Annotated in this window: 17 protein-coding genes and 1 tRNA gene; 8 read left to right on the top strand and 10 right to left on the bottom strand. The window is 50.7% G+C overall.

What is annotated here, in order from left to right:
- Nucleotide 1: 1 nt before the first annotated feature.
- The 3 genes from ACLTXB_RS12590 to ACLTXB_RS12600 are packed head-to-tail and all read right to left on the bottom strand — an operon-like array spanning nucleotide 2 to nucleotide 1964.
- On the bottom strand, nucleotides 2-517 hold the full coding sequence (locus tag ACLTXB_RS12590; RefSeq protein ID WP_119310700.1) for a Gx transporter family protein: 516 nt from the start codon (nucleotides 515-517) through the stop codon (nucleotides 2-4).
- Between the two features lie 9 nt (nucleotides 518-526).
- Nucleotides 527-934, bottom strand: coding sequence for a NusG domain II-containing protein (locus ACLTXB_RS12595; RefSeq protein WP_021748624.1), 408 nt, complete (start codon nucleotides 932-934; stop codon nucleotides 527-529).
- Nucleotides 918-1964: an FAD:protein FMN transferase gene (locus ACLTXB_RS12600; protein WP_317336186.1), complete on the bottom strand. Its 1047-nt coding sequence runs from the start codon at nucleotides 1962-1964 to the stop codon at nucleotides 918-920. The genes ACLTXB_RS12595 and ACLTXB_RS12600 overlap by 17 nt, the downstream gene beginning before the upstream one ends.
- A gap of 237 nt (nucleotides 1965-2201) precedes the next feature.
- Here ACLTXB_RS12600 and ACLTXB_RS12605 point away from each other — a divergent pair, with 237 nt between their 5' ends.
- Nucleotides 2202-2966, top strand: a complete 765-nt coding sequence (locus ACLTXB_RS12605; protein WP_287225913.1) for a hypothetical protein — start codon at nucleotides 2202-2204, stop codon at nucleotides 2964-2966.
- A gap of 753 nt (nucleotides 2967-3719) precedes the next feature.
- On the opposite strand, the gene ACLTXB_RS12610 is transcribed toward ACLTXB_RS12605, so the two are convergent.
- From ACLTXB_RS12610 to ACLTXB_RS12620, 3 genes are all read right to left on the bottom strand, one after another.
- Nucleotides 3720-5285: a recombinase family protein gene (locus tag ACLTXB_RS12610; protein ID WP_317336188.1), complete on the bottom strand. Its 1566-nt coding sequence runs from the start codon at nucleotides 5283-5285 to the stop codon at nucleotides 3720-3722.
- A 172-nt stretch (nucleotides 5286-5457) separates the two neighbouring features.
- Nucleotides 5458-5826, bottom strand: coding sequence for a helix-turn-helix domain-containing protein (locus ACLTXB_RS12615; RefSeq protein WP_156621168.1), 369 nt, complete (start codon nucleotides 5824-5826; stop codon nucleotides 5458-5460).
- 122 nt (nucleotides 5827-5948) lie between these two features.
- Nucleotides 5949-7157: an S-layer homology domain-containing protein gene (locus ACLTXB_RS12620; RefSeq protein WP_317336191.1), complete on the bottom strand. Its 1209-nt coding sequence runs from the start codon at nucleotides 7155-7157 to the stop codon at nucleotides 5949-5951.
- A 152-nt stretch (nucleotides 7158-7309) separates the two neighbouring features.
- Between ACLTXB_RS12620 and ACLTXB_RS12625 the strand changes: the two genes are divergently transcribed.
- On the top strand, nucleotides 7310-7543 hold the full coding sequence (locus ACLTXB_RS12625) for a helix-turn-helix domain-containing protein (protein WP_156621170.1): 234 nt from the start codon (nucleotides 7310-7312) through the stop codon (nucleotides 7541-7543).
- Between the two features lie 48 nt (nucleotides 7544-7591).
- Here ACLTXB_RS12625 and ACLTXB_RS12630 read toward each other — a convergent pair whose 3' ends face one another.
- On the bottom strand, nucleotides 7592-8212 hold the full coding sequence (locus tag ACLTXB_RS12630; RefSeq protein ID WP_428227245.1) for a helix-turn-helix domain-containing protein: 621 nt from the start codon (nucleotides 8210-8212) through the stop codon (nucleotides 7592-7594).
- A gap of 102 nt (nucleotides 8213-8314) precedes the next feature.
- Between ACLTXB_RS12630 and ACLTXB_RS12635 the strand changes: the two genes are divergently transcribed.
- The 4 genes from ACLTXB_RS12635 (at nucleotide 8315) to ACLTXB_RS12650 (ending at nucleotide 10973) form a co-directional block, all read left to right on the top strand.
- On the top strand, nucleotides 8315-8680 hold the full coding sequence (locus ACLTXB_RS12635; RefSeq protein ID WP_317336195.1) for a hypothetical protein: 366 nt from the start codon (nucleotides 8315-8317) through the stop codon (nucleotides 8678-8680).
- A 47-nt stretch (nucleotides 8681-8727) separates the two neighbouring features.
- Nucleotides 8728-9783 (top strand): FtsK/SpoIIIE domain-containing protein, encoded by a 1056-nt coding sequence (locus ACLTXB_RS12640; RefSeq protein WP_156621173.1) that lies wholly within the window; start codon nucleotides 8728-8730, stop codon nucleotides 9781-9783.
- An 82-nt stretch (nucleotides 9784-9865) separates the two neighbouring features.
- Nucleotides 9866-10828 (top strand): rolling circle replication-associated protein, encoded by a 963-nt coding sequence (locus ACLTXB_RS12645; protein ID WP_428227246.1) that lies wholly within the window; start codon nucleotides 9866-9868, stop codon nucleotides 10826-10828.
- Complete coding sequence (locus ACLTXB_RS12650; RefSeq protein WP_156621174.1) at nucleotides 10788-10973, top strand: hypothetical protein; 186 nt, start codon at nucleotides 10788-10790, stop codon at nucleotides 10971-10973. The genes ACLTXB_RS12645 and ACLTXB_RS12650 overlap by 41 nt, the downstream gene beginning before the upstream one ends.
- A 117-nt stretch (nucleotides 10974-11090) precedes the next feature.
- On the opposite strand, the gene ACLTXB_RS12655 is transcribed toward ACLTXB_RS12650, so the two are convergent.
- Nucleotides 11091-11167, bottom strand: a tRNA-Ala gene (locus ACLTXB_RS12655).
- A gap of 349 nt (nucleotides 11168-11516) precedes the next feature.
- On the opposite strand from ACLTXB_RS12655, the gene ACLTXB_RS12660 reads away from it, so the two are divergent.
- On the top strand, nucleotides 11517-15290 hold the full coding sequence (locus ACLTXB_RS12660) for an ATP-binding protein (protein ID WP_412261598.1): 3774 nt from the start codon (nucleotides 11517-11519) through the stop codon (nucleotides 15288-15290).
- A 194-nt stretch (nucleotides 15291-15484) separates the two neighbouring features.
- Here the strand turns inward: ACLTXB_RS12660 and ACLTXB_RS12665 are convergent, their stop codons facing one another.
- Nucleotides 15485-15949, bottom strand: a complete 465-nt coding sequence (locus ACLTXB_RS12665; protein WP_317336368.1) for a hypothetical protein — start codon at nucleotides 15947-15949, stop codon at nucleotides 15485-15487.
- Nucleotides 15942-16448, bottom strand: a complete 507-nt coding sequence (locus ACLTXB_RS12670) for a tail fiber assembly protein (protein ID WP_317336367.1) — start codon at nucleotides 16446-16448, stop codon at nucleotides 15942-15944. The genes ACLTXB_RS12665 and ACLTXB_RS12670 overlap by 8 nt, the downstream gene beginning before the upstream one ends.
- Before the next feature lie 37 nt (nucleotides 16449-16485).
- On the opposite strand from ACLTXB_RS12670, the gene ACLTXB_RS12675 reads away from it, so the two are divergent.
- Entirely contained in the window at nucleotides 16486-17121 is a 636-nt protein-coding gene (locus ACLTXB_RS12675; RefSeq protein ID WP_317336366.1) for a recombinase family protein, read from the top strand.
- The last annotated feature ends 446 nt before the right edge of the window (nucleotides 17122-17567 follow it).

Here is a 17567-nt window from a genome sequence, read left to right on the forward strand (position 1 = left end):
CTCACACCCCCCACAGTCTTGTATGTGCCAGCGCCCGGAACAGGCAGGCGGCGATCAGCCCCGTCAATGCCCCGGTAAAGAGGGACACCCCCAGCAGCACCGGCAGGTAGTACAGCGGCGCCGTGTTGCCCAGCGTCAGCACGGCTGCGGCCACCTGGCCGCAGTTGTGGGCCGCTGCTCCGCCCACAGACACTCCGTAGACGGAGAGGCGCTTCAGCCGGGAGAGGGCGATCATCACCCCCATGGCCGTCACGCCCCCCAGCAGGGAAAAAATCAGCGCGTTCATGTTTCCTGCAAAGACCGCCCCCAGCAGGCACCGGGCCAGCAGGATCAGCAGCGCCTGCCCCGGTCCCAGGGCGTACAGGGCGAACAGCGTCACGATGTTGGCCAGTCCCAGCTTGATCCCCGGAATGGGGATGGCCAGGGACAAGGGGAAGAAGTTCTCCAGATAGCTGAGCGCCAGCGCCATGGCCGTCAGCACCGCGCACAGCGTCAACTGTCTCGTCGTCAGTTTCATGGCGCCTCCTTATCCGATCACCAGATCCACGCCGTCATCCGCCGCCGCGCCGCCCTCCAGCTGCACGACGATCCGGGCGGGCAGGCACACGATGCTCTGTCCCCCGCGGGTGATCTCCCCCATGTGGACGCAGTCCTGGGTGGGGCAGTCGGACACCGTCACCTGGGCAGACTCTGGCCCAAAGGCCACCCGGAGGGTGTAGCCGTTGGACGTATAGGTCCGCTCCTCCGGTCCCGACAGGTCCGCCAGCACCACCCGATCCACCGGCTCGCCGTTCGCAGACACTACCGCCGTCAGCGGGCCTATTTCCTCTCCCCCAGTCCAGAACAGAGCCGCGCAGGCCACCGCCAGCGCCAGCACAGCGGCCGCCGCCAACGCATCCCAGCCGTTTGGCCGCAGCTTAGGAGACGATTTCATACGCATACCCCGCCGAATCGTCCGGCCGGAACCGGTCCGCGATGCCCGCAGTCGCCAGCAGCCGGCCGTCCTCTGTCACCAAGATCAGGCCAAAGTCATAGACGCCGCTGCGCCAGAGCTCCAGCGCCCGGTCCTCCCCCATGACGAACAGGGCCGTGGAGAGGGCGTCGCACATCGTGCCGTTGCCCGCGGCCCCATCCGCCACCACGGTGACGGAGGTAAGTCCGCTCTCCGCCGGGCGGCCGGTGGCAGGATCAATGATATGGTGATAGACCTGTCCATTTTCCTCAAAATACCGCTGATAGCCGCCGGAGGTGACGGCAAAGGCGTCCGACGCCTCTAGGATCCCCGCCAAAGCCCCCGCGGGCCGGGCCGGGTCCTGAATGCCGATCTGCCAGGGCTCTCCCTCCAGATTCCCGCCGCAGACCCAGGTGTTCCCACCCAGGTCCACGATGCCGTGGGTGATGCCGTGCTCCTGGTAAATCGCAGCCATCCGGTCGCTGGCATACCCCTTGGCAATGGCTCCCAGGTCAATCTGGGTGCCCTGGTCCAGCGAGACAGCAGTCCCCTCCTCCAGGTGGACATGCTCCGCCCCCACGCAGGGCAGCAGCAACGCCAGTTCAGCGTCCTCCGGCACCCGGTAGGTGTCCTCCGTAAAGCCCCAGGCAGAGGACACCGGCGCCAGGGTGATGTCAAAGGCCCCGTCTGTGGCAGCGCTGAAATCCAGGGCCCGGGCAATCAGGTCGCGAAGCTCCTCCCCCACATCCACCGGCGTCCCCCCCGCCGCGCTGTTCAACCGGGACACTGCGCTGTCCTCCCGGGTGCGGGAGAGCGCCTCATCCAGGCGGTAGATCTCGTCTTCCGCCGCCGCAAGCGCCGCCTCCGTCTCCCCGCCGCAGGCCCGCAGGCCCATCACCGTGTCCATGGCGAAGACCTGTATGCTCTGCATCTCCTGCGCCGCAGTGCCGCCGCAGGCGGTCAGGCTCCCCGCCAGCAGCAGTGACGCCAGCAGTGCGCCCAAACGTTTCATAAGCAAATTCCTCTTGTCATCAGTATTTTTCGCAAAAAATCTCATAATAGAGGAGTATACCACGCCCCCGGGCAAATCTCAACCGGCAATCCTGACTCCTGTTGGAAAAAAGGGAAAAGTCTGGCTCCTTCCCCTTGCAAAGGCGCGAAATATCTGCTATACTATCATAGTATGCCAGCGGAAGCGCATGTTTTCCCGCGGCTATTTTCGGAACAAACACCCTGGAGGTTGTCCTATATGTCCAAAAATCCTGTCAGTAAATCCAAGCCGGTAAAGCGGAACGAGCCCATGCACAACGCGCTCAAGTTTTTTCTGGCCGGCTGCGTGGCGGAGATCTATCTGCTGGTCATCCGCCGCTTCTATGTGAACGGCACCGCCAATGAGCTTCTCGCATGCGACGCCGCACTGCCCTATCTGATGGCCGCGGGTGCGACAGTGGCTGTGATCGGTCTGGTCCTGGGCATCGTCTGGCGCCAGCAAACCAAGCGCCGCTGGATCGGCTGGTCGGTGTTTGCCGCCGGCGTTTTCCTGGGCGGTTCCGCCTGGATGATCCGCACCTTCTACGACTCCGCTCTCACCTTCCTGTGCGTGGTGGTTCCGGTGGTCATGCTGCTGGGCATTCTGTGGAATCTGTACGACCGGGAGTGCTCCTGGTCCCTGACCATCCTGGGTGCCTCCCTGATCGCCCTGTGGGTCTGCCGGCGGGTGCTGGACAGCATCTTCCTGGGTACCTATGTCCGGATCGCTGCGGTAGTCTATATCGTGGTGCTGATCGTAGCGGCTTTCCTCACCAACAAGGCGGACAAGAATGGCGGCAAGCTGGGCAATCTTCAGGTGTTGACTGCCGGCGCGGATCCCATGCCCATCTATGCGGCCTGCGGCCTGTCCGTCGTGGCGCTGGCCATCGCCCTGTTCAGCAGCACCATCGCCTATTACGCCATGTGGGCCCTGGCCATAGTGGTCTTTGCCCTGGCGGTGTATTACACGGTCAAGCAGCTCTGATAGATCCGCAGCCCCCCTTCGGGCATTCCGAAGGGGGGCTGTTTTGTTCTCTCGCGTCCCGACAAAGGGACCCCCTTTCCGCCGCCTTGCAGCGCAGTATGTCCCGCAAGGCAAGCCGCTTTTCGTGGGAAGAAACCGCTCTGCCGCCCTAAACGGCTCAATACGCACGGCGGAAGAAGCGTATGGTATTTCTTATAAGAGCCAGCCGCCAGGGCAGACGGTTGTTCTTCCGGCGGGAGGGTCCGGACTTTGCGGCATGAAAACTGCGCATCGGTGAGCGGAAAATTCGTTATCAGCGATCCGAATCCCAAAGCAGCAGGCCACTCTTCCACCAACCGCCGCGGGGCACTGCCGGAATTATAAAAAGCTTCTTCTCTGGCTTGACGTCCCTTCCAGGTCAAGCTGGAACAGTCCGCCGCCCCGGCACATGTCTGTGAGCAGATTCCAGCCATTGGGGACTGGACAGGATGCTGAAGAGTGCGGCCCCATGATCTGCGCTGCAATAAACAAAAGAGGATTCTCCGTACGAGGAATCCTTCCGATAATCAAAGCAAAATCCGTCTGTGGGCAAGCCATAACCGCCGGTTAAGCCGGAGGCTTGCGTAGGCCCTATAAGGGCCTATTACCGGCAAGCGTCTCAAGACACATGGAAATTTATTCCGCTTGCATCACTTGCCATACAGCCCGTAAACGGGCAATCACCGTTCTAATAGCAGATTTCTATTAGTGGAAGGTTCATGTTAGCGGCTCACTTCACTCGATGTTTGATATTAAAGCTCTTTTTACGGGGCGCCCCACCGGCAGAGCTGATGGGGCGATCCAATGAGAAATCGCCGCAGTAAAAACTGCAGCGATTTCTAGTTTTGGTGGAGCACTTGCTCCCAAATCCGAACCGCTTATATCGTCTAAAGTGATGGTTTCTGTCCCGTCCTGATAGTTAAATGTCAAGATGATTTTATCATCGTATACATAAACCGCATTTACAAAACTGTCAATCAGTCGCTGCCGATGTTCCTCATTGGTGGTATCAATGGCGCGGAACCGGTGTAGGAAAAACAAAATCTGCTCTTTGGAAAGGTGCGGTTTCTGCAATTCTTCCTGTAAGATGCTGACTGTCAATCGCTCCTTAGTTTCCTCCAATTCCTCTAACCGCTGTTTGGTGGATGGAGTGAAAATGCCCTGCTGTATGGCGTTCAATATGTTCTGTATGCCATGTTCCGTTTGTGCTAACTGTTCTTTTAGGACAGGTAGGGAAGTATTTTCCCGTGTTTGAACGTCAAGCACCATGTCTGCGATTGCGTCCAGCGTTTTATCATCAAACAGAATTTGTCTTGTGCGCTCAATTACCAGATTTTCTATCCAGTCCTTTTTGACCGCTTTTTTTGTGCAGCCTGTTTTCCGCTTCGCGCTCCCACATTTGTAATAATAGTGCTTCTTTCCTGTGTGACTGGTGCCGCTCTCGCCCACCATGAGCCGCCCACACTTACCGCAAAACAGCTTTGTTGTCAGCAGAAAAACCTCGTCGGCTTTGCTCATAGCCGGGGCGCGCTTGTTCTTCTCTATACGCTTTTGCACTCTGTCAAAGAGTTCCTGCGGAACGATAGCGGGAACACCTCCGGGGATAACCACATCCTGATATTTATACTCACCTATGTACTTCCTGTTCTTCAAAATGGCGTTAAAGCTGTTCATGTTGTACGGCTTGTTTCTCTTGGTCTGCAAGCCGCGCTCGTTCAGGGATTCCACGATTGCCCGAACGGTTTCACCCTCGGCATAGCGGGTGAAGATCTCCAACACCACGGGCGCGGTCACGGGGTCAACCGCTAACCGTTTATCGCTTCCCAGCACATAGCCCAGCGGGATGCCGCCGCCATTGTTCAGCCCCTTTAGTGCGTTTTCTTTCTGTCCCCTGTGTATCTTCTCAGATAATTCTACGGAATAAAACTCGGCGTAGCCCTCCAATAGGCTTTCCAGCAAAATGCCCGTGCTGTCCTCGGCTATGGCCTCCTTTGCCGACACCACCTTGACGCCGTTTTTCTTCAAGATGGCTTTATAGTGTGCGCTGTCATAGCGGTTTCTGGCGAACCTGTCCAACTTCCACACAAGGACAATATCAAAAAGCCCTTTCGCGCTGTCCTTAATCATGCGCTGAAAGTCCGGGCGGTTATCGGTTTTCGCGGACAAAGCCCGGTCAATATAGGTGCTTAAAACCGTTATTCCGTTGCGTTCGGCATACTCCTTGCACTCTCTGAGCTGGCCTTCTATGCTTTCCTCGCGTTGGCTGTCGGAGGAATACCGGGCATAAATGACTGCTTTCATATCTGCACAACCTTTCGTTATTTTGTGGGCGGCTTGCCCGCCTTACCGGGGGGCGTTGCCCTTGATGTCCTCCGATTCAAAAATCCTCGTTTGTCAAGGTCTGGCGAAGCCAGTTCATTTTAACCTTGACGGGCGGGGATTTTTGAATATCATTTGCAAGGGGAAACACCCGCTATTTGCTTTGTTCCTCCAACAGCTTGGTCAAAACTTCCCGTAGCTTTTCACTGACTGGGGAAGCTGGGTCAAAGCACATATCTACAAACTGCCTGAGTTCTTTGTTTTCCTGTGTGACGGCCTCTAAAACTTTCGGCTTGTGTTCGTATAGCCTACCCTCTGGCTGATCCGTCCGGGCAAAAATATAGTCCATAGAAACATCGAAGAAATCAGCATACCACTGTAAAATCTTTAGCGGCGGGGAAGATTGCCCGTTTTCGTATCGGTTCACGCTGGCCTGTGTCGCGCCCATCAGCGCGGCTAATTTGGCTTGGGACAGATTGACGCTTTCCCGTAAACTCTTTAACCGCTGTGCTATCTCCTGCATAGTCAACTCTCCTTTCTCATGCTTGAATGATACATTATACGAGTTAAATTGTCAACGCGAATAGAGAATAAAAGACGGTCAAAGCAAAAAGCTTTGACCGCCTTTGAAATTATGCAGAGTTATTATTTGGAAAATGCCCGATACAGGAATGTCACGATTTGGGCGCGGGTACAGGTGGTGTCAGGGGAGAAGGTGCTTGCACTGGTGCCGGAAGTCACACCCGCTTCCACCGCCCAATCGACAGCGGGCGCATAGAGCGTGGTTGCGGCTACATCGGTAAAGTTACTGGGGTTTTTAGCAGCATAAAAGCCTGCTGCTCTCCAGATATACAGTACCGCCATGCCGCGGGTGCAAGGGGCATTCCCGTTAAAGGCTGTGCTATTGCTGCCCGTGTTCGGAAGAATGTTGTTCTCTTTGGCCCACAGTGCCGCTTTATAAAAATAATCGCTGGTCTTGACGTCGCTGAACGGATTGGTTTTGCTGGTCGGTTCGGGTGAACCCTGTGACCGCCAGAGGAAAGTCAAGATCTGTGCCGTGGTGCAAGTGCTGTTTGGGGAAAAAGCTGTTTGTGATGTTCCTGTCGTGATACCCTTAGCGACCGCCCATGCCACCGAATCCGCGTAGTAGGCATTAGCAGCTACATCGGTAAAGGTGGGGGTGCCGGGGGCGATGGGGGTGGTAGGAGTGGTAGGCGTGGTGGGTGTGGTAGAAGAACCAAAGGGATTTGATGCGGCGGCATCTTCCGGCACATAAAAATAAATTATGCTGTCACCATATACATACGAATCGCCCTCCGGGGCGGTGATGATATCATGAGTAGCACCATTTTCAGGCACAGGCTCCGCCGAGTTATCATCCCAAAGTTCAATACCTAAAATATAGCCACTGCCGTTCAGCGTGATTTCCTGCATTCCGGGATAGTTGGTATAGTAATAATTGGAAGCACGAGCGGTATCGCCATCCCATGTAAAATTAAGTTCACACAAAGCAACCGTGCTTACGTTGGCAGGGAATGTAATTGTGGTTTTTTCGGGAATTGCGTAGATAGTATCCATCCTTGACCAAAAGTGCTTGTCCAGCAGGTCGGATTCCGCTCCCGTCCATGCCTCTTCATCGCTTTCAAACCCGGAAAGAAACATCTTCATGGAACTTCTGTCGATGGTTTCTGCTTGTTTGCGTGAAAGTGTATACAGGACGGAATTGGAAAGTGTGTAAGTATTGCCGATGGAGTCTGTGATGGCGGTATTGTCTGATTGGTTTGCGGCACACGCCGGGACAGTCAGGCTCAGGCATAATGCCAACGCCAGTGCAATGGACGGGATTCTTTTCATGTTCTTTCCTCCTAACAGATTGTAATTACTGGGGTTTGCTGGTTCTATTCTATCATGCCTGCACATATAAGACAAGTGTATTTTGTGAGGCAATGCCTAACATACATTTGCGCCACATTTGGGTACACTTTTGTTAGGTGGTGGCTCATAAAATGAATCAGCTTGTATTTGATGATGATATTTATAATACGATACGGCGCAATATCAAGAAGTATCGAAAAGAGAAGGGGCTGACCGCTGCGGAGTTGGCTGAATTGATAGGCCGTTCTCATGATTTTATCCGCCAGATCGAAAGTGAAAAAGTTGCTTACAATTTTAGTGTAGAAACCTTTTATAGAATTTCAGTAGCCTTGGGTGTGAGTATGAACAGGTTGATAGAAAAATAAATAAGCAAAAGATAGCCCTTGCGGATTGCATTTCCGCAAGGGCTATCTTTATTGCTTCGATTCTGTTTCAACTATAAATTGTTCAGTGCTTATCTGCGCACGGTAAAACTCTTTTGTATTATTGGTATAGGTGAAATAGCGTTTTTGCTTTTCGATACCTTTCTTCAAAGCGATTGTGTCTTCATCAACATCAAGTTCACCCACGCCTGCATCTTTGCTTGTACGCATCAAGAGTTCAAATAAGTATTTTTTTATTTTAATGTTAACGCACTCATTTCCAATTTGGAATATGTCTCGTATATCGACAAAATATAATTTATCATCATCCTTGGGTATTTGAGAGATGCCGTATATCCAGTCTGGGGAGTACCCCCGTTCCAAGTACAGCCTAATTGCAGCGTCACCACTCAAAATCGAATCTCCATTTTCAATACGGCTTAAGGTTTTACTGTCAGTCTCGAGCAATTCTGCCAATCTTTCCTGTGTCATGCCTTCTTGCTTTCTAATGGAGCGAATTCTTTCCCCATGGGATTGCTGCAAAATTCTTTTTCGATTTTCCTTTTCTACGATCATGCTTTCTCCTCCATCTGAATATAATTTATCCTTTATTGTATCATGGTGATTTCGCTTTTTCCAAGACATTTTCCCCGTATTTTTTCCATGCTTCATGTCCTCGTCATCAGTAGTCTGCTCAATTATACTATACTCGTAACGAGCTCGTTTGCCTGTACGACTATGATAGCTACATGGTCGTGAAGAAAGGAGACTTATATGCCCTATAAACTGAATGTTGACTTGCCCGCCGTCAATGCTGGCTATGACTATGCTGTATTGACAGGGAAAACTGATATCTTCCCTTATGAAAACGGGAGAAAGGTATCCGACGTGAGAGAGGGGGGCAAGCTAACCCTTGCGCTGCAAGGCGCTCGTCTTGCTCCGCTTGCGGTTAAGTTTGACCATGACCCGCTGCCGAACCTCACCGACGAGCAGATTGATGATGCTTGCCGGGATTGCAATTTCATCTATGTGCAGCTTCCAGATTGTGCTGTCGATCTGTACTCCAGCAGAAACGGCGGCATCGGTATGACTGCGACTGCACAGACCGCGAAAATTGTCACCATCAAGAGCGACAAATAAGATTAGGCGGGGGCAACACACGTTGCCCCCGCCAGAAAGGAACTCTCATGAAATCATTTACATCACCTGAGTTTATAATTGCTATGGTTGCCCTTGCCCTCGTATTTACTGCCATTGTCTGCCTTGTGCAGATGATCCGCACGCCACCACTGCTGAAACGGCGCTTTGACCGCGCTGTGCGGCGCTGTGGGTTGCGCAATGCACAAGGGGAATATCCTGTGCTGGTCAGCGTGAAACGTGACAGAGAGAAAGCCCACGGCCTAATTTTGAAGGTCAGAAATAAGGGGGTTGCTGTTCCAGACTTTGACCGCCAATATGACCGACTGAAAACGTCGCTTAATGGCATCATCTATTGCATGGAATATTCACGTAATACAAATTTTACACTGTTATTCTTCCTTCCGCAAAAATATGTGCGTCCTGTCTTGCTTACACCTGATGATGAAGCTGTTGGCCGTATGGATATAACGCACTTTATCAATATGCTTGTCATAGGCGCTACTGGCACAGGCAAGACGGTTGCTATTAAAATTTTGATGGCAAAAATCCTCAAATTCATACCAAATGCGAAGCTTTGGCTTCTTGATTTTAAGAAGTTTGACTTCCGCGATTTTGCAGGACTTCCCCGTTATTATGGCTTTTCCGATTGTGTGCAGGGCTTGAGAGACTTTTACACAGCATTCAAGCGACAGCAAGAACTTGGGATAGCCGGAGAACCCCATTATCTCGTTATCGATGAGTGGGGCAGCTTCATCGCCTCCCTTGACAAAAAAGAAGCCGAGGAAATGAAGCGGCTTCTCTCCGAACTCCTTATGCTGGGGAGAGCCTATCAATTTTTCCCCATTGTTGGAATCCAGCGGCCCGATGCGTCTTACTTCTCGTCTGCGCGGGATAACTTTCAATGCTGTCTTGCGCTGGGCAATTTAAGCCCGGAGGGTCGGCGGATGGTCTTTCCTGACAGTACGGCAGGTCGGATTATGGAGTGCAAAAAGCGGGAGGGTCACTTGTATATTGACGGTATGGGGCTGGAAAAAGTTCGGATAGCAGACATTGCCGACATAGATGCACTTGACGCGATTATTCGGGAGGCAATGAGCCGTTAATGTTGGGCGGGGCGGGCGGCGAAGCGGAGCGAGAGCCGCTGAACCGCCCGCCGCCGAAGGCGGCATTTTAACTTGATATTTTATGAACATTGACAGAATCCCGGACGTGAGGCCAGACACGCCAGAGGCGCAAGTAACTGTGAAACAATGCGGGAATGTCATTGAAGTCCGATATATGCGTTCTGTACCTGCGGCAATCGTTGAAAAAGTGAGTGCCGAACTATATGTAGACAAGCGGACAGGCGAAGTCAAGGAGTTTCGCCATGCTGAGAACAGGGCAGACAGCAAAGCCAGTGTCGCGCAATCCCTCCGCAAGTTGCGTGACCTTATCAATACCAATCTGGCAGAGCCGGAAAATGCCTTATGGGTAACGCTCACCTATGCCGAAAACATGAGGGACGCCAAACGGCTATATGAGGACTTTCGCCGCTTCTGGCAACGCTTTCGCTACTATCTGGACAAGCACGAATACCCTCCCGCCGAATACATCACCGCCGCCGAGCCGCAAGGGCGGGGCGCATGGCATTTGCATTGCCTCTTTTTGTTCCCGGAAAAAGCACCGTTCATTCCTAATGCAGACATGGCGCGAATTTGGGGGTATGGATTTACAAAGACCAAAAGCCTACAAGGAATTGACAACCCCGGCTTGTACCTAACCGCATATCTGGGCGATATGGAATTGTCGGAAGCGCTCCGCACCGGAAATACCAAAGGGCAGATAGCCGAGGCGGAAATAACAGACGCACAGGGCAAGCGACAAAAGAAAGCGATCATCAAAGGGGCGCGTTTACGCCTGTACCCGCCCGGCTTTAATCTGTACCGGGCAAGCCGGGGTGTGAAAAGGCCGGAGATATGGCAGATAACGGAAGCCGAAGCGCAAGCGTTGATACACGGCGCACCGCTCACCTACGAAAAGACTGTCGCTATTACCGATGAAGCCGGGGCAATCAAGAACATTATCAACTATCGACAATATAATTGCGCCTCAAAGGAGGGAGGCCAACTTGACACGACGGAAAAAGCAATACCACCCGAAAATCCCTGATTATGAATTAGAATCCCTTGCCCGCTGTTTACTCCCTGATATGCAAGCCTATTTTGAGAGCAACGAGGGCAAGAGAGCGTTTGCTGAATGGCAAGCACAGCAGCAGAACCAGAGCAAAGGTGAAAACGGGACAAAGCCCGAATAACAGCGGCGGCAGTATGTACCATACATACCGCCGCCGTTTTGCTTATGCAATTTCGTCCAGATAAATGATAAATCCGAACCCTTTCCCGATTGGGAATAGGTTCGGATTATCTTGATTTGGTGGACTCGAAGGGGATCGAACTCTCGACCTTACGGATGCGAACCGTACGCTCTCCCAGACTGAGCTACGGGCCCAAATCAACAGTTCCAAAAGCGGAACAGAAGAATAAAACAATATGAAGTTATAGATGTGGCAGAAAACCGAACCCTTTGCGCTACCGGATCGTTCGCATTTCACTGAATTATTGTGTATAAAATGTTTAAAGATATATCAAATTTGATTAAAAATAGCAACTAAATGAAGAAGTATGACGATGCGAATGATTCGGTGTTAAGAAACGAATTGTTCGCATCGTCTGTTATCCCCAAATCATTCGCAGACCCCAAGGGCATTTAATTGCGCATAATGGAAATGAATGCTAAAATGAAGTTGAATCTTACAAACTAATGGCTATGACTATTTTGCTTGTGGGGGACAACAATAATGTCGAAGCTAACAGATATTAAAAATCGAATTGATCAAATGGACGGAGGCGCTTTCCAAAATCTTTGTGATGCCTACTTAAGCTATAAAGGATATAAAAATATTTATTCCTTGGGTATGCGCACAGGAACAGATAAAACAGCCAAAGGAAATCCAGATACTTATTTTTTGACGGCAGAAAATAAGTATGTCTTTGTGATGTATACAACACAAAAAACTGATTTCTTAAAGAAAGCGATTGAGGACATTGACAAATGCTTTGATTCTCAAAAGACTGGTGTTTCTGCGGAAGATATTGTAGAGATCATATATTGCCATACATATGGCCGCTTAGGGCCTGGCGATGATCAGTACCTTAGACAGTACTGTGAGAAGCATGGCGCCGTACTGACATTAATTGGCTTGGATCAATTGGGAAATGATATCTTCCGTGAGTGCCCAATTTTAGCCCGCGATTTTTTGGGAATCAGCATTGACTCAGGGCAAATTCTGCCAATGGACATGTTTGTGGCAAAGCATGATGCAAACAGAATGTCCGCTCCGCTGGGAACAGAATTCCTTTTTCGAGAAAAGGAGTTGGAAAAAGCAAAGACTGCTTTGCATGATAACGACGTCTTGCTAATTGCTGGGCCTGCCGGTGTTGGAAAGACCAGGTTTGCGCTGGAATTATGCCGGCAATTAGCAGAGGAAAACAGCTACACTGTGTTTGTCATAAAAAACAACAACTTGCAGCTGTATGAGGATCTGGTATCTGCAGTTGAAGAAGGAAAAGATTACCTGGTGCTTGTTGATGATGCAAATGAGCTTTCTGGATTGCACCATGTGCTGGAGTATCTTCCCAAAGCAGCCATAGGATCACGGCATATTTCAAAATTGATCCTGACTGTACGCGACTATGCCCGCAAACAAGTGATGCAAAGTGTTATGGAGGTTATTCAACCAGAAACAATTAAAATCTCGACATTTAGTGACGATGATATCCGTAAACTTATGGAAACATGCTACGGAATTACAAATCGAGTTTACACGGACCGCATTGTGGCCATTGCGGAGGGGAATGCGCGCCTGGCTATGCTTGCCGGAAAATTTGCGACAGATTCCGAAAACCTTGCTGCAATTCAGGATGCATCGGATCTCTATCATAACTATTACAGCGAACAGTTGCATGCCCTTATCGAAAGTGAGACAGGTGTAAGTTCTGCTGGAATCATTGCATTTGTTCAAGCAATCCATCTAAAGCATCTTGAAAAGCTTGCCCCAATTTTTGAGGTTGCGGGAATAAGCACCAGTGATTTTACATCGGATCTGAAAATGCTCCACAGAGCGGAAATCGTAGATCTGTGCAATGACGAGGCGGCAAGAATTTCAGATCAAAGCTTCAGTAACTTTTTGATCAAGTATGTTTTTATCGAGGAAAAGATTATTCCCCTCAGCACAATGATTGAAACATGCTTTCAGATGAACCAAAGCAGAACGATTGAGGTATGCAATATCCTCTTAAATGTCTTCTCGGACCAGGGTGTAAGAGAATATGTTGAAGCCCAAATTAACCTTGTGTGGGACAAGTTGGAAAGTGATATTGGAAAGTTTCTCCCATTTTTCAAAGCCTTTCATATGGTGCGCCCAACACAAACTCTTTTGTTGCTGCAGGAGTATATTGAACAAGAGGCATACCATCCGTTTGATGCGAGAACATTGCCATTTAAAGATGACCAACGGGGCAAGAGTGTTTCGGATGATATTCTCCAAATTCTGGGCAGCTTTGAAAACCATTCTGAACTGCCAAGTGCGTTAGATCTGCTATTGCTGTATTTTAAAAAGCGCCCGGATTTATTTGAGCAATTCTACAGCGTGTACGCAGAACGGTTTGAAGTCAGTTTAGATTCTCCTCGCCTTGGATATTTTACGCAGAGCGCGGTAGTCAAAAAGCTCTGCGAAGGGGTCAATACGACCCCGGAAAATGCAAACCTATTAGCTTTATTCGTTTGGGTTGCGAGCCATTTTTTAAAGCTCGATGTTTCGAAGGCGGAGGGTGGCCGGCACAATACCGTGTCGATTTACACACTGACAATTCCACCAGATCCGCCCGTTTTGGAATACCGAAAAATGCTTTGGTCGCAACTCTATCAGATTTATCAGCGCGGAAATGGGCAGGCTGAGATTGAGCAAATTCTATATAAGTACAGTATGCCTCATTATGGCGTTGATACAGGTTTGGATGTGGTGAAGGCCGAGTTTGAAGAAGTATTAAAATTCTTTTCCCTATTCCATACAGAAAACTTGTTCCACTGCGTTATCGCGGCACGCATTAAACAAGTTGCAAAGCACATTGATTATTGCGCACTGGATATACTGGCCCCGTTTCTTAACTCGGAAAAGTATAGGATCTATTCTGCGCTTGTGTCCCATCGTTCTGAAGACTATTCGGAGGGATATGAGAAAGGGGTACAGCGACATAAGGAAAGAGTTTGCAAACTGGTAGAGGGATTCACACCTCAAGATATAGACTGTTTGCTCCAAGTGTGTATAGAGAGCGCCCAGACTTTTGATAAAGAAGAGAGAGAATTGGGTGCAGGGCTTGGATATGTGTTTGAAGCGATTCAAGATCAGCAACAACTGTACCTATATTTGACAGATGCCTACATGAGGGCGGATACTCCGTATCAGATATATGCTGGACAGATCTTAGAGAGACTATTTAAAATCAGGCCTGTGTTGGAAGTAAAGAAATTTATTGCCCAATATAAGTATAATCAGCAAAATGTATGGCTGTGGTCCTTTTTCTCACTAATGCCCGAACAACAAGTGTCCGCACACTGGGTAGCAGAGCTGTTGCAGTATTTGGACACACCGGATGTAGAGATAAAGGCATCGCCTTATCGAAGAATAGATTCCTTACGCAAATACGAGATCGTGGAGCCTAAAATAATAGTGAAAGCGCTGCGCACTATTTCGGAGCACTATGAAGAGGCGCCGTTTATTTTCAGCCTGTATGTTTATTGGATTTTGAATCATAGTAACCAGCAGGAAGCAGATGAAACTTTGCGGGAGTTTTCAAATGAACTTCCTCTTCTGGAAGAAATCTATCTGAAAGGGATCTCTTATTCCAATCATGAGGATTTTGATGGAGTGTTGTTGTATGCAATTATCTCGGTTGACACCTCATTCCTATATAGATACCTTGACTGCTTGATCACCGCACAGGGAGATCACTTCAGAGTGTATGACCATTATGATACTACAAGACTCCTGAAAATATGGGATGCAGAACAGTATATCGATTTGGCGGACGGCGTGTTTGATTATTGCTATAGCAAACGAGAAGAATTGACATATTGGTCATATTGGTCACCGGTAAAGATGATGTTGCACCACGAAGCATCTCATCAGGAGATCATTGTAAAGCAAGACCTTTGGATGCAACATACCATTGAAAGATATGGACATGATAAAGACCGGATGTGCCTACTGTTTACTGCGATAGAGGAATTGTCTTGTGAGCGGCGGAGAAAAGCAGTGGAAAAGTTCTTATCTCTCAATGCCAATCCAGATGTTTTTGAGCGGCTACCCTTAGAACCGCCCCATTGGGGAGGAACCGGCAGCATGATTCCGTATATGCAGGAGCGAATTGAGTACCTGCGTTCTCTCCTTCCCCTTGTGTCTGGCATCAAGTATTTGAAACATAAACAACGCATTGAACAGGAGATAGACTGCTGGAAGGAGAGAATCCGTTCTGAAGAAGTTCGTGAGTTGCTTGAATCCTGGTATCACTAATTTTCTGATCTCTTGTGCCATTGTATAATCCTCTTATTCTACCTAAGGAGGAGTGTACAATGAATCGATGTGGCGCGACAAGATTTTTGAGAAATTTGGACAGGATATTTGAGAAAAAATAGGTCAGTTTCTTAGAAGAATTTCTTGGCCGAGTGCATAGCGACGCTCCCCCTAATCAGGGAGCGCCGCTTTTTTTAAGTCACACCAGTCTGCTCCTCAAAATACTGCCCGATTAACTCGTGCGGGAGATATTGCAGTACCACAGTGCCGCCCTCCGCCTCGCCGGTGCGGGTACAGAGGTAGGTCTTGCCGTCTTCCGGGTCCTTGTAATACAGTCCGTACTCGTACTCCATCCCGCGCACAGCCGGGATGGGGTCTTCTTTTGTCCCAGCTTCGGTGCCCTGGTTGGCGGTCCATAGGGAGGGGGTTGACGCCGGCTCCCATCCCGCCTGAGACGTGTGGGCCTTGCCCTCGTTGATCCGGTACAGCTGCGAGGTCCCGGGCTGGCGGACAATGCAGGGCTCTCCCTCGCCGCCGTAAGCCACGCCTGCGGCCCACTCCGGGTACAGGGAGGGCATGGCAAGCGCCTGCTCATCCGTGGCTCCCTGCGCCGACAGCAGCGCCGCCCGGCGCATCTCCACCGCCTTTTCTTTACGCATGTTCATCACCTCCAATTCCGACGAGCGCATCAAATGCCGTATCTACGGGATCGGGCACGGCTTTGGTGGTCTCCGGCAGCTCCGGCCACTGGACGTCTGTCGGAAACCCCTCTTGCTGCGGCATATCCCGCAATGCCTGCCGGTATGTACGCATGGCCTCCCGCGTGGCGGCGTCGATGGGGGCGTCCAGGGTCTGCGTCCAATCTGTGTCTGCCAGCAGCTTGTCCCGCTGCGCCCGGACCGCTGCCGCCTGCTGCTCAGCGGCGTCCGGATTGGGATGTGCGGCGTTCCAAGCGTCCAGCAGCTCTTGATTGACGATGTAGCCGGTCATGACATCATCCTCAAAGCTCGGAGAGACAAATCCCTTCGCGGCGTAGAATTCCGTCAAATCCAGCTCTTCCGGCACCCTGGCGTAGCCGCTGGGCGGCGAGGTCCGGGATGGATCATCCTGGATTCTGTAGCTTCCACCGGACGATGAAACTGTGTTTATAATTTTCATGGCACACCTCCAAAAAAATAGAAAGAAGGATTTGATTATGTACCTGGGTTATGTCAGAGTCAGCACTGGGAAGCAGACGGTCGAAAACCAGATGTTCGCCATCGAGGATTTTTGCGCCCATCAAAACCCGCCGATCCACATCGATGACTGGATTATCGAGACCGCAAGCGGGATGAAGCATTTCGACAAGCGCAAACTCGGCAAGAAGCTCCAAAGCGTCACAAGCGACGACACCATCATCTCCACCGAGATCACCCGCCTGGGCCGGAGCCTCCTCATGATCTTCTCGATCATGGCGTATTGCTTGGGCAAGGGGTGTGGGATCTGGACGATCAAAGAGGGCTGGCGCTTGGGCGATAACCTCACTAGCAAAGTCCTCGCGTTTGCCTTTGGCTTAGCCGCGGAAATTGAGCGGGCGCTGATCTCAGAGCGGACGCGGGACGCTTTGGCTCGAAAGCGGGCAGAGGGCATCCAACTGGGCCGCCCAAAAGGAGCACTTGGCAAGCACACCAAGCTCACAGGCAAGGAAAACGTGATTCAAACCCTGCTGGACCTGGGAAACAGCTATGCGTCCATCGCTCGCGCCCTGAAGGTCGACCGCTCCACGCTTGTCCGGTTTTGCGATGCTCGTGGGATAAAACGGTCCGTAGATTGCAACGAAATGGCGAGCTGAAAAAATCTGTTGCAGGATACAAAACCCTTTTTCCGCACGCTGGCCTGCTTTTGGGCGGGCCAGCGTCTCTTTCTCCGCTGCTCACCTTGGTATTTATTCGTTCGATTTTCTGCCTAAGCTGATTTTCGTGTTTGCATATTATGAAAATCCGGACCCAGGAGGGAGCTCTGCCCGGTATATCCCTCTCGGAAATGGGATCGAAAATCACGACGAAGATGCCTGTCTGTGCGTATTGGATACAAGCAAAATCGGCACGGACTATACTGCCGGATTTGGCCTTGGGTATATACATTCCGCAAATAGTCTATGGGCAAAGAAATCACCTGACGGAAAAACGATATCTTGGTATAACACATACAATTCCAGGCTGGGGCCTGAGATGTATCAGTTTAACACCTCTGGGTGGGAGTTTTTCTTCGGTGCTATCGGATAATCGTTCGATTTTT

It is taken from the genome of Flintibacter sp., from assembly GCF_046973065.1.